The sequence below is a fragment of the Pseudomonas sp. PME37.24/006 genome, assembly GCF_055556635.1.
Genome location: NZ_JBVHNL010000005.1, coordinates 27,200 through 47,250, shown reverse-complemented (window position 1 = coordinate 47,250; position 20,051 = coordinate 27,200). Strand labels below are relative to the sequence as shown.

General features: G+C 60.7%; 19 protein-coding genes and 1 tRNA gene. 11 read left to right on the top strand and 9 right to left on the bottom strand.

Annotated features, from left to right (window positions below):
• Positions 1-100: 100 nt before the first annotated feature.
• A tRNA-Leu gene (locus ACZ3GY_RS21230) sits at positions 101-187 on the bottom strand.
• 201 nt (positions 188-388) lie between these two features.
• Here ACZ3GY_RS21230 and rnr point away from each other — a divergent pair.
• The 7 genes from rnr (at position 389) to dnaB (ending at position 7,390) form a co-directional block, all read left to right on the top strand.
• Entirely contained in the window at positions 389-2,878 is a 2,490-nt protein-coding gene (gene rnr, locus ACZ3GY_RS21225) for a ribonuclease R (protein ID WP_463563352.1), read from the top strand.
• Positions 2,875-3,624, top strand: a complete 750-nt coding sequence (rlmB, locus tag ACZ3GY_RS21220; RefSeq protein ID WP_225835943.1) for a 23S rRNA (guanosine(2251)-2'-O)-methyltransferase RlmB — start codon at positions 2,875-2,877, stop codon at positions 3,622-3,624. Before rnr ends, rlmB begins: the two co-directional genes overlap by 4 nt.
• 185 nt (positions 3,625-3,809) lie before the next feature.
• Entirely contained in the window at positions 3,810-4,232 is a 423-nt protein-coding gene (gene rpsF, locus ACZ3GY_RS21215; RefSeq protein ID WP_225835941.1) for a 30S ribosomal protein S6, read from the top strand.
• Positions 4,233-4,260: 28 nt separating this feature from the next.
• A complete protein-coding gene (gene rpsR / locus ACZ3GY_RS21210; RefSeq protein WP_225835939.1) occupies positions 4,261-4,491 on the top strand; it encodes a 30S ribosomal protein S18 in 231 nt (76 codons plus the stop codon).
• 33 nt (positions 4,492-4,524) lie between these two features.
• On the top strand, positions 4,525-5,412 hold the full coding sequence (locus tag ACZ3GY_RS21205) for a YybS family protein (RefSeq protein WP_465911883.1): 888 nt from the start codon (positions 4,525-4,527) through the stop codon (positions 5,410-5,412).
• A gap of 21 nt (positions 5,413-5,433) precedes the next feature.
• Positions 5,434-5,880 carry a 50S ribosomal protein L9 gene (gene rplI, locus ACZ3GY_RS21200; RefSeq protein WP_463563354.1) on the top strand — a complete coding sequence of 149 codons (447 nt, stop codon included), beginning with the start codon at positions 5,434-5,436 and terminating at the stop codon, positions 5,878-5,880.
• Between the two features lie 115 nt (positions 5,881-5,995).
• On the top strand, positions 5,996-7,390 hold the full coding sequence (dnaB, locus tag ACZ3GY_RS21195; RefSeq protein ID WP_463563355.1) for a replicative DNA helicase: 1,395 nt from the start codon (positions 5,996-5,998) through the stop codon (positions 7,388-7,390).
• Between the two features lie 6 nt (positions 7,391-7,396).
• Here the strand turns inward: dnaB and ACZ3GY_RS21190 are convergent, their stop codons facing one another.
• Positions 7,397-9,214, bottom strand: a complete 1,818-nt coding sequence (locus tag ACZ3GY_RS21190) for a sensor domain-containing diguanylate cyclase (RefSeq protein WP_465912006.1) — start codon at positions 9,212-9,214, stop codon at positions 7,397-7,399.
• Between the two features lie 249 nt (positions 9,215-9,463).
• Here ACZ3GY_RS21190 and ACZ3GY_RS21185 point away from each other — a divergent pair, with 249 nt between their 5' ends.
• Complete coding sequence (locus ACZ3GY_RS21185; protein ID WP_465911882.1) at positions 9,464-11,767, top strand: YgiQ family radical SAM protein; 2,304 nt, start codon at positions 9,464-9,466, stop codon at positions 11,765-11,767.
• A gap of 148 nt (positions 11,768-11,915) precedes the next feature.
• Here ACZ3GY_RS21185 and ACZ3GY_RS21180 read toward each other — a convergent pair whose 3' ends face one another.
• From ACZ3GY_RS21180 to ACZ3GY_RS21160, 5 genes are all read right to left on the bottom strand, one after another.
• Complete coding sequence (locus ACZ3GY_RS21180) at positions 11,916-12,641, bottom strand: class I SAM-dependent methyltransferase (RefSeq protein WP_465911881.1); 726 nt, start codon at positions 12,639-12,641, stop codon at positions 11,916-11,918.
• Between the two features lie 71 nt (positions 12,642-12,712).
• A complete protein-coding gene (locus ACZ3GY_RS21175; RefSeq protein WP_465911880.1) occupies positions 12,713-13,978 on the bottom strand; it encodes an Hsp70 family protein in 1,266 nt (421 codons plus the stop codon).
• A gap of 67 nt (positions 13,979-14,045) precedes the next feature.
• Positions 14,046-14,999 (bottom strand): lysylphosphatidylglycerol synthase transmembrane domain-containing protein, encoded by a 954-nt coding sequence (locus ACZ3GY_RS21170; protein WP_465911879.1) that lies wholly within the window; start codon positions 14,997-14,999, stop codon positions 14,046-14,048.
• A gap of 209 nt (positions 15,000-15,208) precedes the next feature.
• A complete protein-coding gene (locus ACZ3GY_RS21165) occupies positions 15,209-15,649 on the bottom strand; it encodes a YqaA family protein (protein WP_465911878.1) in 441 nt (146 codons plus the stop codon).
• A gap of 12 nt (positions 15,650-15,661) precedes the next feature.
• Positions 15,662-16,390: a VC0807 family protein gene (locus ACZ3GY_RS21160; protein WP_465911877.1), complete on the bottom strand. Its 729-nt coding sequence runs from the start codon at positions 16,388-16,390 to the stop codon at positions 15,662-15,664.
• Between the two features lie 307 nt (positions 16,391-16,697).
• On the opposite strand from ACZ3GY_RS21160, the gene ACZ3GY_RS21155 reads away from it, so the two are divergent.
• The 3 genes from ACZ3GY_RS21155 to ACZ3GY_RS21145 all read left to right on the top strand — a co-directional run bounded on the left by ACZ3GY_RS21155 (position 16,698) and on the right by ACZ3GY_RS21145 (position 18,923).
• On the top strand, positions 16,698-17,453 hold the full coding sequence (locus ACZ3GY_RS21155; RefSeq protein ID WP_465911876.1) for a substrate-binding periplasmic protein: 756 nt from the start codon (positions 16,698-16,700) through the stop codon (positions 17,451-17,453).
• Positions 17,454-17,661: 208 nt separating this feature from the next.
• Complete coding sequence (locus ACZ3GY_RS21150) at positions 17,662-18,525, top strand: isocitrate lyase/PEP mutase family protein (protein WP_225839934.1); 864 nt, start codon at positions 17,662-17,664, stop codon at positions 18,523-18,525.
• A 131-nt stretch (positions 18,526-18,656) separates the two neighbouring features.
• Positions 18,657-18,923: a DksA/TraR family C4-type zinc finger protein gene (locus ACZ3GY_RS21145; protein WP_465911875.1), complete on the top strand. Its 267-nt coding sequence runs from the start codon at positions 18,657-18,659 to the stop codon at positions 18,921-18,923.
• Here ACZ3GY_RS21145 and ACZ3GY_RS21140 read toward each other — a convergent pair whose 3' ends face one another.
• Both ACZ3GY_RS21140 and ACZ3GY_RS21135 read right to left on the bottom strand, forming a co-directional pair.
• On the bottom strand, positions 18,924-19,451 hold the full coding sequence (locus ACZ3GY_RS21140; protein ID WP_465911874.1) for a GNAT family N-acetyltransferase: 528 nt from the start codon (positions 19,449-19,451) through the stop codon (positions 18,924-18,926).
• Positions 19,448-19,966: a GNAT family N-acetyltransferase gene (locus ACZ3GY_RS21135; protein WP_465911873.1), complete on the bottom strand. Its 519-nt coding sequence runs from the start codon at positions 19,964-19,966 to the stop codon at positions 19,448-19,450. Before ACZ3GY_RS21135 ends, ACZ3GY_RS21140 begins: the two co-directional genes overlap by 4 nt.
• Positions 19,967-20,051 lie beyond the last annotated feature (85 nt).

Here is a 20,051-nt window from a genome sequence, read left to right as displayed (position 1 = left end):
AAGAAGCCTGGCGGCTGCCGGGTTTCTTGGCTATTGGTCTGCAGCAGGCACGTTCCTATGGGCAATAAAAAACCGAGCCATTGGCTCGGTTTTTTGAATTTGGTGCCCAGGAGAAGACTCGAACTTCCACGACCTTGCGGTCACTGATACCTGAAACCAGCGCGTCTACCAATTCCGCCACCTGGGCACTGAAACGGATGATTGCTCATCTATTCCGTGTTACAACGTCTCCTCGACGCTGTGGGCGCGAACTATACGGTCGTGCTTTTACCTTGTAAACCCCTGTCAGCGAAAAATTAATCGTGTCGAAAGCTGACCCGAAGGGCGCTTTCGCGCTTCAATAGACACATGGCAAAACCGACTCTATAGATAAGGTGAACAGGTTCTAATGGCCGATTGGCAATCCCTCGATCCCGAGGCCGCTCGTGAAGCGGAAAAGTATGACAACCCCATCCCTAGCCGCGAGCTGATTCTTCAGCACTTGGCTGAGCGCGGCTCCCCCGCCAACCGTGAGGAGCTGCTCGACGAGTTAGGGCTGGCCAGCGAAGAGCAGGCCGAGGCGCTGCGTCGCCGGCTGCGCGCCATGGAGCGCGACGGTCAGTTAATTTATACGCGCCGCGGCACATACGCGCCCGTGGATAAGCTCGACCTGATCCTCGGTCGTGTCAGCGGCCACCGTGACGGCTTCGGCTTTCTGGTGCCCGATGATGCCAGCGATGATCTGTTTCTTAGCCCGGCACAGATGCGCATGGTATTCGATGGTGACCGCGCACTGGCCCGGGTTTCCGGCCTCGACCGCCGTGGTCGCCGCGAAGGCGCGATTGTCGAAGTGATCTCCCGTGGTCACGAGACCATCGTTGGCCGTTATTACGAAGAGAGCGGTATCGGCTTCGTGATCCCCGACAACCCGAAGATCCAGCAGGAAGTGCTGGTGACGGCGGGCCGTAATGGTGGCGCCAAGCAGGGGCAGTTTGTCGAAGTAACGATCACTCACTGGCCAACACCGCGCTTTCAGCCCCAGGGCGACGTGACCGAAGTGGTCGGCAACTACATGGCGCCGGGCATGGAGATCGACGTGGCGTTGCGCAGCTACGACATTCCTCATGTCTGGCCCGAAGCTGTGGTCAAGGAAGCGCGCAAGCTCAAGCCGGAAGTCGAAGAGAAGGACAAGGAAAATCGTGTCGACATGCGGCACATCCCCTTCGTCACCATCGATGGTGAAGATGCGCGCGACTTCGACGATGCGGTGTACTGCGAAAAGAACGGCGGCAACTGGCGGCTGTTCTCGGGCGGCTGGAAGCTTTACGTCGCTATCGCCGACGTCTCGCATTATGTGAAGGTCGGCTCGGCGCTGGATGCTGAGGCTCAGGTGCGTGGCAACTCGGTGTACTTCCCGGAGCGGGTCATCCCGATGCTGCCGGAAGAGTTGTCCAACGGCCTGTGCTCGCTGAATCCGCAAGTCGACCGTCTGGCCATGGTCTGCGAGATCACCATCTCCAAGACCGGCAAGATGACCGACTATCAATTCTACGAGGCAGTGATCCACTCCCATGCGCGTCTGACCTACAACAAGGTCAGTGCGATGCTCGAGCAGCCGAAGAGCAGCGAAGGCAAGGCGCTGCGTAGCGAATACAAGGAAGTGCTGCCGCACCTCAATCAGCTGTACTCGCTGTATCAGGTTCTGCTCGCGGCGCGTCATGAGCGTGGTGCGATTGATTTCGAAACCCAGGAAACTCGCATCATTTTTGGCGCCGGACGCAAGATCGCGGAGATTCGTCCGACTCAGCGTAACGATGCCCACAAGCTGATCGAGGAGTGCATGCTGGCGGCCAACGTGGCCACTGCAGCGTTCATGCAGAAGCACGGCATTCCTGCGTTGTACCGCGTGCACGACGGCCCGCCGCCGGAGCGCCTGGAAAAACTCAAGGGGTTCCTCACCGAGCTGGGCCTTTCTCTGCACCGTGGCAAGTCCAAGGACGGCCCGTCGCCCAAGGACTATCAGGCACTGCTGGAGAGCGTCCGTGGGCGTCCGGATTATCAACTGATCCAGACCGTGATGCTGCGCTCGCTGAGTCAGGCGGTGTACAGCGCCGACAATCAGGGCCACTTCGGCCTGAATTACGACGCTTACGCGCACTTCACTTCGCCGATTCGTCGCTATCCGGATCTGCTGATTCACCGTGCTATTCGCAGCGTGATCCGCTCCAAGCAGGACACGCCTCACGTTCAGCGTGCCGGCGCGGTCAGCATGCCCAAGGCGCGTATCTATCCGTATGACGAGCCGATCCTTGAGCAGCTTGGCGAGCAGTGCTCGATGTCCGAGCGGCGTGCCGACGAGGCCACGCGTGACGTGGTCAACTGGCTCAAGTGCGAGTTCATGAAGGATCGCGTTGGGGAAACCTTCCCCGGTGTGATTACCGCAGTGACCGGGTTTGGTCTGTTCGTCGAACTCAAAGATATCTACGTCGAGGGCCTGGTGCATGTCACCGCGCTGCCGGGCGACTACTACCACTTCGATCCTGTGCATCATCGCCTCGCTGGTGAGCGCAGTGGCCGCAGCTTCCGACTTGGCGACAGCGTTTCGGTGAAGGTCATGCGCGTCGATCTAGACGAGCGCAAGATCGATTTCGAGATGGCCCAGGGTGTTGATGAAGCGCCGGCAACTCGCAAGCGTAGTGCCTCTGGTCGAGACAGCCGTGGCGGCAAGAGTTCGCGAACTGGTTCTACCAGCAACACGGACGTGCAGAAAAGCCGTGATGTGAAGAAGGCGCTGCTGGCCGATTCCAAATCGGATAAGGGCGCCAGCAAGGCATCGGACAAGGGCGGTAAGCCGAGTCGGCATCGCAAGGGGCCATCGAAGAGCAAGGCCAAGTCATGAGTCAGTTGGAAAAGATCTACGGTTTGCATGCCGTGGAAGCGTTGTTGCGCCATCACCCCAAGCGGGTGAAGCAGATCTGGCTTGCCGATGGCCGTAGCGATCCTCGTGTTCAGCCGCTGCTCGAGCTGGCAGGTCAGGCGCGCGTCGCCGTCGGCCAGTGCGAGCGTCGCGAAATGGATGCTTGGGTCGAGGGCGTGCATCAAGGTGTGGTCGCTGAGGTCAGCCCCAGCCAAGTGTGGGGTGAGGCGATGCTCGAGGAGTTGCTCGACCGTTGTGAAGGCCCGCCACTGCTGCTGGTACTCGATGGCGTGACCGATCCGCACAACCTCGGTGCCTGTCTGCGTACCGCCGATGCCGCGGGCGCGCTGGCGGTGATCGTGCCCAAGGACAAGTCCGCAACGCTGACGCCGGTAGTGCGCAAGGTAGCCTGTGGCGCCGCGGAAGTTATTCCGCTGGTGGCCGTGACCAACCTGGCGCGCAGCCTGGAAAAGCTCCAGCAGCGCGGTCTGTGGATCGTCGGTACCGCGGGTGAGGCCGAGCAGGAGTTGTTCCAGCAGGATATGACCGGGCCGACGGTGCTGATCATGGGCGCCGAGGGCAAGGGGATGCGTCGCCTGACCCGTGAACACTGTGATTATCTGGTGAAGCTGCCCATGGCTGGCAGCGTCAGCAGCCTCAATGTGTCGGTCGCCACCGGTATCTGTTTGTTCGAAGCGCTGCGCCAGCGGCGTTCGCTCAAGAGCTGAAGCTTCCGGCCCGCTGTTCAAAATATCACCAGTTCACCTTGCGTGCGGTGGGGGGCTTCTCTAGAATGTTGCCCCTTGCCGTAGGGTCGGTGCGTTCGCGCCTTACCGTTTCAGCAAGTCAACAGTGTTATTCACTCCTTGTCTGATCGCATTTCGCGGCAGGCTACAACCCGTAAGGAGCATTCATGCGTCATTACGAAATCATCTTTCTGGTTCACCCGGATCAGAGCGAGCAAGTCGGCGGCATGGTCGAGCGTTACACCAAGCTGATCGAAGAAGACGGCGGCCAAATCCACCGTCTGGAAGATTGGGGCCGTCGTCAACTGGCCTACGCCATCAACAACGTTCACAAGGCTCACTACGTGATGCTGAACGTTGAGTGCAGCGGCAAGGCCCTGGCCGAGCTGGAAGACAACTTCCGCTACAACGATGCCGTGATCCGTAACCTTGTCATCCGTCGTGAGGAAGCCGTTATCGGTCAATCCGAGATGCTCAAGGCCGAAGAAAACCGCAGTGAGCGCCGTGAGCGTCGTGAGCGTCCTGAAAATGCCGAGTCCAATGACGGCGATGACAGTGACAACAACGACAGCGACAACGCTGACGAGTAATCCACGGATCTTTTGAGGAGCCAATCCCATGGCACGTTTCTTCCGTCGTCGTAAATTCTGCCGTTTCACCGCTGAAGACGTGAAAGAGATCGATTTCAAAGATCTCAACACTCTGAAAGCCTACATCTCGGAAACCGGCAAAATCGTTCCTAGCCGTATCACCGGTACTAAGGCTCGTTATCAGCGTCAGCTGGCTACCGCTATCAAGCGCGCCCGCTTCCTGGCCCTGCTGCCCTACACCGACGGTCACGGCCGATAACATCGGGCTGACACGGGATAAGAGATAGATCGTATGCGTGCCCTAGCTGAATTCGTGATGCGCGGCCGCATGCAGGCCACCCTTGTGGTGGTGGGTTCGGCCATTGTGCCGTTGCTGTTCTGGTTGGGTGCCGCTGCTGGTGGTCTGGTATTGCTGCGCAGAGGGTTGAGCGACGCGCTGGGTATTTTGATCTGGGCGGTGTTGCCAGCTGTGTATATCTGGTACCTCGGTGAGCCGAGTGTGCTGATGGTTATGCTGGGAACGCTGGTGCTCGCGCAAGTTTTGCGTAGTAGCTCTTCCTGGGTTCGAGTGCTGATTGCGTGCATTCCGGTCGGCGTGGTATTCGCGCTGATCGTTAACGTCGCGTTCGTCGAAGTACTTGAGGCCTATGCCGAGATGTTTCGAGAAGCCCTGAGCGAGTTACCGGCGCCGTCTGCGGGCGGCCCCAGTAGCGAGCAAGTTCAGAGTATGCAACAGGCATCGCTGCTGCCATTCCTGAGTGGGCTGGTGACGTTCTCGTTGTTAATGGTGAGCGTCATGTGTTTGGCCCTGGCTCGGTACTGGCAGGCGTCGCTGTACAACCCCGGCGGGTTTGGTGAAGAGTTTCGCCAAGTCCGTTTACCGGCGCCTCTCGCGCTGGCATTGATTGTCGGTGTGTTCTTCGCGCCGGCATTGCTCGGTGATGCAGGATGGGCGTTTACGCTGGTATGCATGCTGCCGTTGATGCTGGCTGGGTTGGCGCTTGGGCACGGTTTGATTGCAATGAAGCAGCTGTCGAGCTTCTGGTCGATTGGCCTATATGTGGCGTTGTTCGTGGCCGCGAACCTGATCTGTTTGTTAGCCGTTGTTGACAGTCTGTTTGATTTCCGTGGGCGCCTTGCTCGTAAGAGTGGTGCTGGGCCTACGGACGGTGAAGGTTAAAAGTTAAGAGGTAACACCCAAATGGAAGTCATCCTGCTGGAAAAAGTCGCCAACCTGGGCAACCTGGGCGATAAAGTGAACGTTAAAGCCGGTTACGGCCGTAACTTCCTGCTGCCGCAAGGCAAAGCTACTGCTGCCACCGAAGCCAACGTTGCTACTTTCGAAGCACGTCGCGCTGAGCTGGAAAAAGCAGCAGCCGACAAGAAGGCCTCGGCTGAAACTCGCGCTGCTCAGTTGGCCGAGCTGGAAGTCACCATCACCGCTACCGCGGGCGATGAAGGCAAGCTGTTCGGTTCCATCGGTACTCACGACATCGCTGACGCACTGACCGCCTCCGGCGTTGAAGTGGCCAAAGCTGAAGTTCGTCTGCCGAACGGTACCATTCGCCAGGTTGGCGAATACGACGTAGCCGTGCACCTGCACAGCGATGTTGAAGCGACCGTAAAGGTAATCGTAGTAGCCGCTTAATAGCGCTGCTCAGCGGGTTTGCACTCCGGTGCGTTCCCGCTAACATCGGGCACGGCATTGCGAAAGCGATGCCGTGCCTTTTGTTTTTCAACGCAAGCATTCTTTCCAGGCTCCCATGAACGACATCAGCATCACTGAACAGTACGACCTGCAAACCTCTGCCCTGAAGGTGCCGCCGCACTCGATCGAGGCCGAGCAGGCAGTTCTCGGCGGTTTGATGCTCGATAACAACGCGTGGGAGCGTGTGCTCGATCAGGTGTCCGATGGCGATTTCTACCGTCACGATCACCGCCTGGTGTTCCGCGCCATCCACAAACTGGCCGAGCGCAACCAGCCGTTCGACGTGGTGACCTTGTCCGAACAGTTGGACAAGGAGGGGCAGTTGCCTCAGGTCGGCGGCATGGCCTACTTGGGCGAGCTGGCGAAGAACACGCCGTCGGTGGCCAATATCAAGGCCTATGCGCAGATCATTCGCGAGCGCGCCACGCTGCGCAAACTGATTGGCATCAGTAACGAGATTGCCGACAGTGCCTATGCGCCAGAGGGCCGTACGGGCGAGGAAATTCTCGACGAGGCCGAGCGACTGATCTTTCAGATCGCCGAGGCGCGGCCGAAGACCGGTGGCCCGGTGGGTATCAACGACATTCTGGTCAGGGCCATCGATCGCATCGACGAGCTGTTCAATAACGGCGATGCGATCACTGGCCTGTCTACCGGGTTCTCTGATCTGGATGATCTGACCAGCGGCCTGCAGCCGGCCGACCTGGTTATCGTCGCGGGCCGTCCGTCGATGGGTAAGACCACGTTTGCCATGAATCTGGTGGAAAACGCGCTGATGCGCAGCGACAAGTCGATTCTGGTGTATTCCCTGGAGATGCCATCGGAATCCATCGTTATTCGTATGCTGGCCTCCCTTGGCCGCATCGATCAGACCAAGGTGCGTGCCGGCCGCCTGGATGACGACGATTGGCCGCGGCTGACCTCGGCGGTCAACCTGCTCAACGACCGCAAGCTGTTCATTGACGACACCGCCGGTATCTCGCCTTCGGAGATGCGTGCGCGTTCTCGTCGTCTCGCGCGCGAACACGGCGAGATCGGCCTGATCATGGTCGACTACCTGCAGCTGATGCAGATCCCCGGCTCAAGCGGTGATAGCCGGGTGAACGAGATTTCCGAGATCTCGCGCTCGCTCAAGGCGTTGGCCAAGGAATTCAACTGCCCGGTGATCGCGCTCTCCCAGCTCAATCGGGGTCTGGAGCAGCGGCCCAACAAGCGCCCGATCAACTCCGACTTGCGCGAATCCGGTGCGATCGAGCAGGACGCAGACATCATCATGTTCGTGTACCGGGACGAGGTTTATCACCCGGAGACTGAATACAAGGGCGTGGCCGAGATCATCATCGGCAAGCAGCGTAACGGCCCGCTGGGTACGGCGCGGCTGGCGTTCCTCGGTAAGTACTCGCGCTTCGAGAACCTGGCGCCTGGTAGCTACCAGTTCGACGACGAATAAGCTTAATTACGCGTTGCTGCTGCCGTACACGGCGGTGCCTGAGCGCCCGGCCGCCTTGGCCTGATAGAGCGCCTGATCCGCCGCCTTGTAGAGGCTGGCGAACTGTTCGGCATGTTGGGGATAGAACGCCACGCCGATACTGATGCTCACGGTCAGCGCCTGATCGGCGTAGCCCACCGGCCTGGCTAGCCCGGCGAGCAGGCGGTCTGCTACATCGTGCGCGTAGCCTTGCGCATCCGCGCCACCGATCAGCACCGCAAACTCATCACCGCCAAGTCGGGCAACCGTGTCGCTTGCCCGCACATGTTCGCGTATTCGCTTGCCTATGTGCTGCAGCATCAGGTCGCCGGCATCATGCCCGTAGCGATCGTTGATCGGTTTGAAGTGATCAAGATCGATCAGCAGCAGCGCCAGCGTTTCACCCGACTGCTGAGCCACCTGCAGCGCACGCTCGCACTGCTCGATCAGGTGGCGGCGGTTCGGCAGCTCGGTGAGTGGGTCGTGGAACGCCGCATGGCGTAGCTCCTGCTCCCGTTGTGACAATTGCAGATTGGTCGCCTTGAGTTCCGCAGTACGGTGTTCCACGGCCAGTTGCAGCTCGTCGGCGCTGGCCTGCACCTGTGCCAGGCGTGCACTTTTTTCTTGGCTGGCCTGCAGCAGCGCTTCGGAGCGCTGGTTTTTCAGCAACTGGATGCGGTAGGCCAGGGCGAAGGAGAACAGGATCGACTCGGCAGCCACCGCGATGGGAAATACGTAGGTGCTCCAGGCGGCGGGCTGAATCACCCCGGTGGCGCGTAGCAGCAGCAGGACTACGCTGGCCAGGATCATGCCGTAGCCGCAGAAGTACAGGCAGGCCGGAAAGTAGCCCTGGCGCCAGCGCATGAGGGAGGCCCAGAGTGCTGCGGGGATGGCCGTGAACGACAGCAGCACGAAGACCCAGGCGCCCACGGCGCGTTGCCCGAAACCATCTGCCATGACGGCAACCACGTACATGACGCAGCTTATGGTCAGCAGGTGATGGGCCCAGGGCACATGGCGGCGAGTTTGCAGCAGCGTCTGGGTAAAGCGGCAGGCGCCAAAGCCCCATAGCGCTGGCAGGCTGATGCGATCGAGCCAGAAGGGTACCGCGGCGTTTGGCCACAGGTGCTGGAAGCCGTGCCCAGTCATACCGAGGATCATCAGCAGAGCGCCCGTGGTGGTGACCACGTACCAGAAGTACGCCGAGTCGCGCAGGGCGAAGAAGATGAACAGGTTGTACAGCAGCAGGGCGGTGATCACCCCGTAGATAATGCCGAACCAGAGGTTCTCGTCGGCGCTTAGGGTGCTCAGGTCATCGAGTTGCCAGACCTTCAGCGGAAAGGAGTTGCCCGCTGGGTCGAAGCTGCGCAGGTAAAAGGTCAGTGGCTGCTCGTCCAGGGCCGGCAGTTCGAAGAGCATGCGCCGGTGAGCATGGTCACGGCCTTCGTCAAAGCTCACCACTTCTCCGGACTGACGCAGATGCCAGCCTTGTTCGCCGTCGGGCAGGAACAGTTGCAGATCGAGCAGGCTGACGGCAGCGACTTCCAGCCACCAGGGGCCAGGTGCCGCCTGGCTCGCCTGGAGGGTGACCTTCACCCACCAGGGGTTGGGGCTCTGGCCGACGCTTGCCTTACCCTTGGCGGCAACGAAGCGCTGCTGCACGGTCGGATCCGCCATATCCTCGATACTCAGGCGGGCGCCGGGATCTTCGAGCAGTTCGATATGCGGATTGAGTGCCAGGCCGCTGCTGCCGGCATCGAGAGTGATGATGTCAGCCCGAGCGCTCAGACTCAGGCCTGAGAGCATCAGTAGCGAGATCAGGAATATGGCTAGCCGCTGCAAGCGGAGGCTCCTTGGTGGCCTGTGCACGACCGTTGTTGTTCTGCCCTGAGAGTATACCGAGGCGACACATTTTTGATGACTGTCCGCACTCATATTGCATGCCATCGGATAGACCGCCAAGCGACGTTTTACCCCAGCGCTACAGTCGGGTTTGGTCAAAATTTGTGCTATATTCCGCGACCGCGATTTTTCATCTCAACACCGGTCACCGTCATGCAAACAGCCAAGCCGTTATTTGACTATCCCAAGTACTGGGCCGAATGTTTCGGCCCTGCGCCATTCCTGCCGATGAGCAGGGAGGAGATGGATCAGCTTGGCTGGGATTCCTGCGACATCATCATCGTCACCGGTGATGCCTACGTCGACCATCCGTCGTTCGGTATGGCGATCATTGGCCGGCTGCTGGAGTCCCAGGGCTTTCGCGTCGGGATCATCGCCCAGCCCAACTGGCAGTCCAAAGACGACTTCATGAAGCTCGGCGAGCCGAACCTGTTCTTCGGCGTTGCTGCCGGCAACATGGACTCGATGATAAACCGCTACACCGCCGACAAGAAGATTCGTTCCGACGACGCCTACACGCCTGGCGGCATGGCTGGAAAACGCCCGGATCGTGCCAGCCTGGTCTATAGCCAGCGTTGCAAGGAAGCCTACAAGCACGTACCGATCGTGCTCGGCGGTATCGAAGCCTCGCTGCGCCGTATCGCCCACTACGACTACTGGCAGGATCGCGTGCGCAACTCGATCCTGATCGATGCCAGCGCCGACATTCTGCTCTACGGCAACGCCGAGCGCGCCATCGTCGAGGTCGCTCAGCGTCTCTCCTACGGCCACAAGATCGAAGACATCACCGATGTGCGCGGCACGGCGTTCATTCGCCGCGACACGCCGAAAGACTGGTACGAGGTCGACTCCACGCGTATCGACCGTCCGGGCAAGGTCGACAAGATCATCAACCCGTACGTGAACACCCAGGACACCCAGGCTTGCGCTATCGAGCAGGAGAAAGGCCCGGTTGAAGACCCGAACGAAGCCAAGGTCGTGCAGATTCTGGCCAGCCCTCGCATGACTCGCGACAAGACGGTGATCCGCCTGCCGTCCATGGAGAAAGTGCGTAACGATTCGGTGCTCTATGCCCACGCCAACCGCGTGCTGCACTTGGAAACCAACCCGGGCAACGCCCGTGCGCTGGTGCAGAAGCACGGTGAAGTCGACGTGTGGTTCAACCCGCCACCCATTCCGATGACCACCGAGGAAATGGACTACGTGTTCGGCATGCCCTATGCGCGCGTTCCGCACCCGGCTTATGGCAAGGAGAAGATCCCGGCCTACGACATGATCCGCTTCTCGGTGAACATCATGCGCGGCTGCTTCGGCGGCTGTACCTTCTGCTCGATCACCGAGCACGAAGGCCGCATCATCCAGAACCGTTCGGAAGAGTCGATCATTCGTGAGATCGAGGAAATTCGCGACAAAGTGCCGGGCTTTACCGGGGTGATCTCCGACCTTGGCGGTCCAACTGCGAACATGTACCGCATCGCCTGCAAGAGCCCGGAAATCGAATCCGCGTGCCGCAAGCCGTCCTGCGTGTTCCCGGGTATCTGCCCGAACCTGAACACCGATCACTCGTCGCTGATCCAGTTGTATCGTAGCGCCCGTGCGTTGCCGGGCGTTAAGAAGATTCTCATCGCTTCCGGTCTGCGCTACGACCTGGCGGTCGAATCGCCGGAATACGTGAAAGAGCTGGTGACCCACCACGTTGGGGGTTACCTGAAGATTGCCCCGGAACACACCGAGGAAGGTCCGCTCAACCAGATGATGAAGCCGGGCATTGGCAGCTATGACAAGTTCAAGCGCATGTTCGAGAAGTACACCAAGGAAGCGGGCAAGGAGCAGTACCTGATTCCGTACTTCATCGCCGCCCACCCCGGCACCACCGATGAAGACATGATGAACCTGGCCCTGTGGCTCAAGGGCAATGGTTTCCGCGCCGACCAGGTGCAAGCGTTCTATCCGTCGCCGATGGCGACTGCCACGGCCATGTACCACTCGGGCAAGAATCCGCTACGCAAGGTCACCTACAAGAGTGACGGGGTGACCATCGTCAAGAGCGAGGAGCAGCGCCGTCTGCATAAGGCCTTCCTGCGCTACCACGACCCGAAAGGCTGGCCGATGCTGCGTGAAGCACTGACCCGCATGGGCCGGGCCGACCTGATCGGGCCGGGCAAGGAACAGTTGATTCCGCTGCACCAGCCGGCAACCGACAGCTACCAGAGCGCCCGTCGCAAAAATTCTACGCCGGCCGGTAGCCATAAGGTCGCCAAGCAAACTACCACCAAGATTCTCACCCAGCACACCGGCCTGCCGCCGCGTGGCAGTGATGGTAGTAATCCGTGGGACAAGCGTGAGCAGGCCAAGGCAGCTGCCCAGGCGAGGAACCAGCAGGCTGCGCGTGAGCGCACTGATGCCGCCAAGGGCAAAGGCAAGAAGCCCGCGAAGAAGCCTGCAGTGCCGCGTTAAGCGAGTGGCTTAAAGGCGCAAGCGGCCGTTCGTTGTGGGGCGCCAATTGGTGGGCTGAAGCCCACCCTACCCAAGATGTGCGGCTGTAGGGTGGGCTTCAGCCCACCAAATCGAACGTCCGCTATCGCCTTTTTGCGGTCGTACAAGCCTAGTCGACGCTGAAGCGGCAGGTCAGATAACGGTTGCTGGCGCCGTAACGCAAAATTGAGAAAAGCCGCTTGAACAAGTACAGCGGGTGGCTGCGGTAGTACGCCAGTACCGCGTTGCCGACGCCTTCCGAGCGGTGCTGGCGGGCGGCTTTCTTGGGCTTCTTGAATAACCCGGAAAACTCCCAGCGCTGGATCTGTTCGAAACGTTCCTGAGGTTTCAGGCCGTGGCGACGGAACAGTGCGAAGAAGCTGCGCGGGCTGAAATCGTGCAGGTGGTGTGGGTTGCCATCCAGTGTCGGCGTGGTCGGCACCGAGGCGATGATGCGGCCGCCCTTGGCCAGCAGGCTGGCGTAGTTCTCTACCAGGCGAACCGGGTCGGGTAGGTGCTCTATGGTTTCCAGGCTGACGATGCTGTCGAAACCCTCGCTGTCGGTGAAGGTTTCCGCGTTCGCACAGACGTAGCGCAGATTGGCTTTCTGGTAGTTCGCCTGGGCATAGGCGATCGCTTCGGGATCGATGTCGATGCCGGTGATCTGCTTGTCCGGGTGCTGTTCGGCCAGCAACGCACTGCCGTAGCCGCAGCCACAGGCCATATCGAGTACGCGCTGGCCCTGCAGCGAGCGGCTGGCGAACTCGTAACGCTGCATGTGCAGGTCAAGAGTCGCTTGGTCGGCCGCCAGCCTTTCGTCCATTTTCAGCGGGTAGATGCGTTCTAGGGTATGCATGGTGGCCGTCCATGGAGTGAGATCGCGAGAATATAAAGTAGTCGCGATCCCTTGTCCCTATCCGTTCGGCGTCAGCCGTAGCGCTTCTTCGCTTCGATGGCCAGCCCGCTGCCAATACTGCCGAAGGTATTGCCTTCCACGTGGCGGGCATTGGGCAGCAGTTCGGCCACGCTCTGGCGCAATGCCGGTACACCGCTGGAGCCGCCGGTGAAAAACACCGTATCGACCTGCTCGAGGCCTACGCCGGCATCGGCGAGCAGCCCGGTTACACTGCTGCGGATGCGTTCGAGCAGTGGGGCGATGCTGTCTTCGAACAGTTTCCGAGTCAGTTCCGCGATCAGGCCTGCTTCGATCCGTTGCAGGTCGATGGAATGCCGATGCTGTTCGGTCAGGGCGATCTTGCTGTCTTCCACCTGCATCGCCAGCCAGTGGCCGGCACGTTGCTCGATCAGCTTGAACAGGCGGTCGATGCCGGTCGGGTCAACGATGTCGTAACGCATGTTCTGCAGCGCCCGCTGCGACGCGGCCGCGTAGACCACGTTGATGGTGTGCCAAGTGGCCAGATTGAGGTGCATGCTGGTCGGCATCGGAGCGTCGCTCTTCATCCGGCTGCCGTAGCCGAACAGCGGCATCACGCCCTGCAGGCTGAGCAGCTTGTCGAAGTCGGTACCGCCGATATGCACACCGCCGGTGGCCAGGATGTCATCGTGGCGCTCGGCCTGCTGGCGGCGCTCCGGTGCTAGGCGCACCAGGGAAAAGTCCGAGGTACCGCCGCCGATATCGACGATCAGCACCAGCTCTTCACGCTCGATGGTCGACTCGTAATCGAAGGCCGCGGCGATCGGTTCGTACTGGAAGGATACGTCCTTGAAGCCAAGCTTCTGCGTCACGGCGATCAGGGTGTTCTCGGCTTCCTGGTCGGCCAGCGGGTCGTCATCCACGAAAAATACCGGGCGGCCCAGCACCACGGCGTCGAACGGGCGCTCGGCAACCGCTTCGGCACGTTTCTTCAGCTCGCCGATGAAGAAGCCGAGCAGATCCTTGAAGGGCAGGGCGCTGCCCATGACCGCAGTCTCGCTCTTCAGCAGCTTGGAGCCGAGTAGGCTCTTCAGCGAGCGCATCAGGCGGCCTTCGTAGCCCTCCAGGTACTCGTGCAGAGCCATGCGGCCATAGGCCGGGCGGCGCTCTTCGAGATTGAAAAACACCACCGAGGGTAGGGTGATCTTGCCGTCTTCCAGCGGGATCAGCGTTTCGCCGTCCGGGCGCAGCCAGCCAACGGTGGAGTTGGAGGTGCCGAAGTCGATACCGCAGGCGCGGGCAGGGGTGGAAAAGGACATTGACGCGCGGCTCCTGAAAAACGGCCGCGCATTCTAGGCGAAATGAAGCCGCCGTGCTGCCGCTTCGTCAGGGCAATGGGGGATTTTGTGCTTCGGTACGCTTGAGGCGCCATTGGCCCCATTCGAAGCCCAGCACCACGATCAGCGACAGGGCGAAGGGCAGCAGCAGGTAGAAGGCGCGGAACACGATCAGTGCGGCGAGCACGTCCGAGGCGGGAATCTCCGGCAATGCGGCGAGAAAGCTGACTTCCAGTACGCCCAGGCCGCCCGGCGCATGGGACAGCAGCGCGAGGGAAAAGGAGGCCAGGAACACGCCGAGCACGATCGGGTAACCAGGGTTGTAGGCCTCCGGCAGGGCGAAGTAGATGATCGCCGCCGCGCAGGCCAGCTCCAGCGGGCCTGCCAGTAACTGGCGGCCAACGATGCGCAGGCGTGGGTATTCGACGCGCAGCTTGCCAAAATTCCAGGGCTTGAACTGCAGCCACGAGCCCAGCACGTACAGGCCTACCAGCAACAGCAGGAAGGAGCCGATGGCGATGGAAACCAGTGGTGTGACATCCAGCACGCGATGAATCAGCTCCGGCTGCAGCACCAGTACACAACCACTGGCGAACAGCGTGCCGAGAGCGAAGGTGAAGGAGCAGAAGACGATCAGAATGCCGATTTCGTGGGGTGTGAGGCCCTTGGTGCGGTAGGCACGGTAACGAACCACGGCGCCGGAGAACACCGAAGCGCCGATATTGTGGGCCAGGGCGTAGGTGGTGAAGGAACACAGGGTGATGAACCGCCAGGAAATCTTCTTGCCCAAGTGGGCGATGGCGATGCGGTCGTACCAGGCCAGGGCGCAATAGGCGCCAAAGGTGGCGGCGCCGGCGAGCAGCCAGTTGAGGTGCGGAATGGCCTTGAGGCTTTCGGCGATCTCGTCGAGAGAAATGTTGCGTACTTCGCGGTAGAGCAAGAAGCAGGACGCCACCACGGCACACAACCCGATCAGCGTCCAAATCAGGTCACTGCGTTTCATCGTGGGTTTGGTACCTTGCAACTGCGATCCCCTGTTTCACGTCTCTACGGACAGTCGGCTCTGCATTCGATGGGCTGTCGCAACCATCGTTCATACCTTATACCGGGGCATATCTGCCGCGATGTAGGTGTACAGGGTGCGCAGTATCCCGGAGGCGGGCCGGTTGCTCAACTGGCACCGCTTTACAGGCCGTTACCGAGTGTGTCCTTTCAGTTGCTCAAACCCAGTGTCAGCGCGGTCAGCACGGCATAACGAGTGGTTTTTGCGAGGGTGACAATCAGTACGAAACGCCACAGCGGTTCACGCATTATGCCCGCAACCAGCGTCAGTGGGTCGCCGATCACCGGTAGCCAACTGAGTAGCAATGACCAGCGCCCATAGCGGCCGTACCAGGTCTGGGCCTGTTGCAGGCGCGCTTCGCTGACTGGAAACCAGCGGCGCCCGCGAAAGCGTTCGAGATAACGGCCAAGCCACCAATTGACTAGCGAGCCAAGCACATTGCCCGTACTGGCCACCAACAGGAGTGCCAAGGCCGGCTGGGCGGCGCCGAGCAACAGCGCCACCAGTACGGCCTCGGACTGCAGTGGGAGTAGTGTCGCTGCGCCGAACGCGGCTGCGAACAGCCCCAGATAGGCGTAAATGTCCAGCAAGGCTAGGCGCCGTCAGGACTTCTTGTCCGGCTCTGCGTTGGCCATGATCTCTTCCAGCTTGAGGCCGGTGAGACCATTAATGGTGCGCCACAGGTAGTAGAAGATGGCCATCAGCATGATCATCGATGGAATGGCGATCATCGGGTAGCTGAGCAGCGTCATGCGCCCCAGTTCGTCGTTGAAGGCTTCGCTGCCGGCCGGGCTGGTGACGATCCACTTGGCCAGAATGTAGTTCATCGCTGAGGAGAAGAAGAACGTGCCGCTGAGCCAGTAGGTGGCAAGCATCAGGCGCGATTCGAAGCGCTCGGTATGGCCACCCTGTTTCAGGCGATCATGAATCTTGTCGACGTTGAGTACTGTCTTGTTGAACAGCAGCGTGCGGATCAGCGGATAACGAGTACGCGTCGACACCAGCACGGCGATGCCGATCAGGCCGGGGATCGCTGCTTCCTTGATCGCCAGCCACTGGTTATCCAGATGCAACAGGCCGATGCCGCCAGTCAGCACGACACTGACCAAGCCGAGCAGGGCGACGAAGTTGAATTTGCGGTATTTGAGCAGCTCGAAAGCGCCCCAGCCCAGCGGGAAGGCGAGGGCCAGCACCAGCGCGCCGTCCGGGCCCAGGCGCGCTTCGCCGCTGAGTTTCATGAGGATCAGCGAAGGGATCAGAATGCTGATCAGCAGATCGATGAATGGGCGAGGCTTATGTGTAGCTGAGGGCGTCTGAGTGGTGTCGGTCATGTCATTCGGCGTGGGTGGACGAGCGCCGATGATCGCCTGCCTGAGGCTTGTGCGCCAGTCCGATTGTCAGCGCAATCACCACAAAGTCCTTCGCTGGCCGCTCTGCTACGTACTGTGCGATGAGCGGTAATTCGCCCGCTTGCTAGAGTCATGGCTGGTGAAAGCACTAAGCACAGCGCTAGCTGAAATTGAGCAGGCACTGCGGTAAAGTTGACGCTCATTGCCGTCAGGTTTGCATCGACAAACCACTGGTGCCTGCTGCTGGTGCCCGGCTGGCTGTTTTTTGAAGTACCTATGGGGATGGCCAATGGGCCTGTTACGTCGCTACGGGGTGCTCTTTCTCGCTTTGCTGTTCTGTGCGCAGGCGGCCGCCGGGCTGCGCATCCTTACCGAGCCCGGCCCACCGACGGCCTTCATGAAGGACGGCGAGTTGCAGGGCTTTGGCGTGGACGTAGTGCGCGAGTTGATAACCCGTACCGGGTCGCAAGCACAGATCGAGATGATGCCCTGGACGCGTGCCTATACCATCGCCCAGCGTGAACCGGGCGTGGCACTGTTCGCCATGATGCGTACGCCCGACCGGGAGAAGCGCTTTCAATGGGCCGGCCCGATTCTGCATGGCAAGGTGCGCTTTTATTCGCTGAAGTCTAGCGGCTTGAAGGTGGACAGCCTCCAGGATGTCGCGGCCAGCGGGCCGCTAGCGGTGCCCAAGCAGTGGTACAGCTACGAGGTGCTGAAGGATCAGGGTCTGCAGAACCTCTACGGCGTACCAACGCCCGAAACCATGGTCACCATGTTTCGCCATGGCCGGGTCAGCCTGATCATGCTGGAGGACATCCTGCTGCGCGACATGCTTGCCCCGGCAGGGCTGACGCCGGCGGACGTAGAGCCGCAGATGGTGTTCATGGAGTCGTCGTATTACATCGCCTTTTCTCTGGACACGGATCAGGCGGTCGTCGCTGCCTGGCAGAGCGAGTTGGCGGAAATGCGCCGCGACGGCCGCTTTTCGGCGATTTTCCGCCAGTGGTTGCCCGATGTAGAGCTGCCTGAGGCTCTCCGCTGAGTTGGCGGGATAATTGCTGCTGGGTGTCAGGATGCGCCGATCGCCGGTGGCATGAGACACCCACGGATGGCGAGCAGGCAGCCCACGCAGTGGCCACCGTGCATTCGTACCGGTAGCGGCATAACACGAGAATTCGCTCAAAGCGGCCAGGAAAAGGCCGCTGGGCACCCGATTCATCTGACGTTTTGGACAATGCCTTATGTCGAACATGCAACGTGCTTCCCACCATGAGCTGCGGCGCGCCTTTCGTGCGCTGCTGGCTTCGGACTCCTGCTACCACACCGCATCGGTCTTCGATCCGATGTCCGCCCGGATCGCCGGTGACCTCGGCTTCGAGGTCGGTATCCTCGGTGGTTCGGTGGCCTCTCTGCAGGTGCTTGCCGCGCCTGATTTCGCGCTGATCACCCTCAGCGAGTTCGTCGAACAGGCCACCCGTATCGGTCGTGTTTCCAACTTGCCGGTGATCGCCGATGCCGACCACGGCTACGGCAATGCCCTGAATGTGATGCGCACCGTGGTCGAGCTGGAACGTGCCGGTATCTCCGCGCTGACCATCGAAGACACCCTGCTGCCCGCGCAATTCAACCGCAAGTCGACGGATCTGATCAGCGTCGCCGAAGGTGTTGGCAAGGTGCGTGCAGCCCTCGAGGCGCGTGTCGACTCGGCGCTGGCGATCATCGCCCGTACCAACGCCGGTGTGCTCAGTGTCGATGAAGTGATCAAACGCACCGTTGCCTACCAGAAGGCGGGCGCCGATGGCATCTGCATGGTGGGTGTCGAAGACTTCGACCACCTGGAGAAGATTGCCGAGCACCTCAGCGTGCCGCTGATGCTGGTGACCTACGGCAACCCCAAGCTGCGTGACAACGCGCGCCTGGCCAAGCTGGGCGTGCGTATCGTGGTCAACGGCCATGCTGCCTATTTCGCTGCGATCAAGGCCACCTACGATTGCTTGCGTGAGCAACGCAGTGCGGTCGGCATTGACCTCAGCGCTTCCGAACTGTCGCACAAGTACACCCAGCCCGAAGACTACGTGGCCTGGGCCGACGAGTTCATGAACGTCAAGGAATAACAACCGCTTCACCCGCCACGCCGGACAGCGGCCGCGCAACGCGAGCCGATTAGTCCGCCGTCGGCTGCTGCTTGCCAATCACGCGCGCACGCTCCTATCTTCCAGTCAGCACCACCCATTGGGAGAGCGATATGGCCACCGGTTGGGCGCAAGACGGCGCCGTGCAGGAACAGATCGACAGCACCATCGAAGAGGCCGTGCAGCGCGCGCGCAGCCAATTACCCACAGGTGAGAGCCTGAGCCACTGCGAAGAATGCGATGCGCCGATTCCCGAAGCGCGACGCAAGGCCGTTCCCGGCGTGCGGCTGTGCGTGAACTGCCAGGCCCAGGAAGACAAGGAGCAGGCCAAGGCCGGCGGCTTTAACCGCCGTGGCAGCAAGGACAGCCAGCTGCGTTAGTCAGACTGGGAACAACGTCTTGTAATAGATGGCGTTGGCGCGGTACTGGCCGTCTGGCCCGCAGGCATAGTCCGGCAGGCCGCCGATACAGGTGTAGCCAAGGCTGCGATAGAGGTTTTCGGCGTCACTGCCGGCTTCGGTATCCAGATAGAGCAAGCCGCGCCGCAGATGCTCGGCATGGGCTTCGAGTCGCTGCATCAGCAGCCGAGCAATGCCCCGGCGCCTGGCGCTGCTCAGTACCAGTAGCTTCTGTACCTCGCCACGATTCAGTCCATTGGGTTTCAGGCACAGGCCGAGCTGCACCGAGCCCAGTAGCTGCCCCTCATCCTCTGCGACCCAGATCGCCAGCGTACCGCTGCTCAAGTTGTGGCGAACTTCGCTGAAGTAACGGTCAGCCTGCGCTGTGTCGATATCGGCCAGAAAGCCTACCGATGCACCGTTGGCCACGGCATCGAGCAGCAGCTCGATCAACCCTGGCCGGCGGTCATCGAAGTCGGCTTCGTCGAGCTGGCGGATCTGCAAGGTCATGGCGTGCTCCGCTGTGGCGTCAGGATCAACTGCATGAAGGTCAGGTCCAGCCAGCGACCGAATTTGCAGCCGACCTGCGACATCTGCCCGGTGATGGTGAAGTCCAGGCGCTCGTGCAGGCGAACCGAGGCGCTGTTGCCGCTTTCGATGGCGGCGACCATCACATGTTTGCCGATCTTGCGCGCCCGCTCGATCAGCGCCTGCATCAGCAGTGGGCCGAGGCCCTGACCGCGGGTGTCGTTGCGCACGTAGACGGAGTGCTCGACCGTATTGCAGAAGCCGTCGAATGGTCGCCAGTCGCCGAACGAGCTATAGCCGAGCACTTCCTGCGCGGCGTTGACCGCCACCAGGATTGGATACCCCTGCGTTGCACGAGCGTCGAACCAGGCCTGGCGGTTGGCCAGATCCACGGGGCGCTCGTTCCAGATTGCTGTGGTATTGAGCACGGCGTCGTTGTAGATGGCGAGGATTGCGGGCAGGTCATCAGCGATGGCATCACGGATCGTTGGCGTCATGGGGCTTTCCAGTTGCAGGGCGTGCGGTTCGAGGAGTCGGCTGAGCCTCTACTCTAACGCGCAAGCATAGAGAGTGCAGCCAGGT

Bases quoted from the DNA above. Each gene is read 5' to 3' on its own strand.
- ACZ3GY_RS21140 (WP_465911874.1), bottom strand. From the start codon at position 19,451: ATGACCTTGCAGATCCGCCAGCTCGACGAAGCCGACTTCGATGACCGC.
- rplI (WP_463563354.1), top strand. From the start codon at position 5,434: ATGGAAGTCATCCTGCTGGAAAAAGTCGCCAACCTGGGCAACCTGGGC.
- ACZ3GY_RS21155 (WP_465911876.1), top strand. From the start codon at position 16,698: ATGGGCCTGTTACGTCGCTACGGGGTGCTCTTTCTCGCTTTGCTGTTC.
- ACZ3GY_RS21135 (WP_465911873.1), bottom strand. From the start codon at position 19,966: ATGACGCCAACGATCCGTGATGCCATCGCTGATGACCTGCCCGCAATC.
- rpsR (WP_225835939.1), top strand. From the start codon at position 4,261: ATGGCACGTTTCTTCCGTCGTCGTAAATTCTGCCGTTTCACCGCTGAA.
- rlmB (WP_225835943.1), top strand. From the start codon at position 2,875: ATGAGTCAGTTGGAAAAGATCTACGGTTTGCATGCCGTGGAAGCGTTG.
- ACZ3GY_RS21145 (WP_465911875.1), top strand. From the start codon at position 18,657: ATGGCCACCGGTTGGGCGCAAGACGGCGCCGTGCAGGAACAGATCGAC.
- ACZ3GY_RS21175 (WP_465911880.1), bottom strand. From the start codon at position 13,978: ATGTCCTTTTCCACCCCTGCCCGCGCCTGCGGTATCGACTTCGGCACC.
- ACZ3GY_RS21180 (WP_465911881.1), bottom strand. From the start codon at position 12,641: ATGCATACCCTAGAACGCATCTACCCGCTGAAAATGGACGAAAGGCTG.
- ACZ3GY_RS21160 (WP_465911877.1), bottom strand. From the start codon at position 16,390: ATGACCGACACCACTCAGACGCCCTCAGCTACACATAAGCCTCGCCCA.
- rnr (WP_463563352.1), top strand. From the start codon at position 389: ATGGCCGATTGGCAATCCCTCGATCCCGAGGCCGCTCGTGAAGCGGAA.
- ACZ3GY_RS21205 (WP_465911883.1), top strand. From the start codon at position 4,525: ATGCGTGCCCTAGCTGAATTCGTGATGCGCGGCCGCATGCAGGCCACC.
- ACZ3GY_RS21170 (WP_465911879.1), bottom strand. From the start codon at position 14,999: ATGAAACGCAGTGACCTGATTTGGACGCTGATCGGGTTGTGTGCCGTG.
- rpsF (WP_225835941.1), top strand. From the start codon at position 3,810: ATGCGTCATTACGAAATCATCTTTCTGGTTCACCCGGATCAGAGCGAG.
- ACZ3GY_RS21190 (WP_465912006.1), bottom strand. From the start codon at position 9,214: ATGCTCTCAGGCCTGAGTCTGAGCGCTCGGGCTGACATCATCACTCTC.
- ACZ3GY_RS21150 (WP_225839934.1), top strand. From the start codon at position 17,662: ATGCAACGTGCTTCCCACCATGAGCTGCGGCGCGCCTTTCGTGCGCTG.
- dnaB (WP_463563355.1), top strand. From the start codon at position 5,996: ATGAACGACATCAGCATCACTGAACAGTACGACCTGCAAACCTCTGCC.
- ACZ3GY_RS21185 (WP_465911882.1), top strand. From the start codon at position 9,464: ATGCAAACAGCCAAGCCGTTATTTGACTATCCCAAGTACTGGGCCGAA.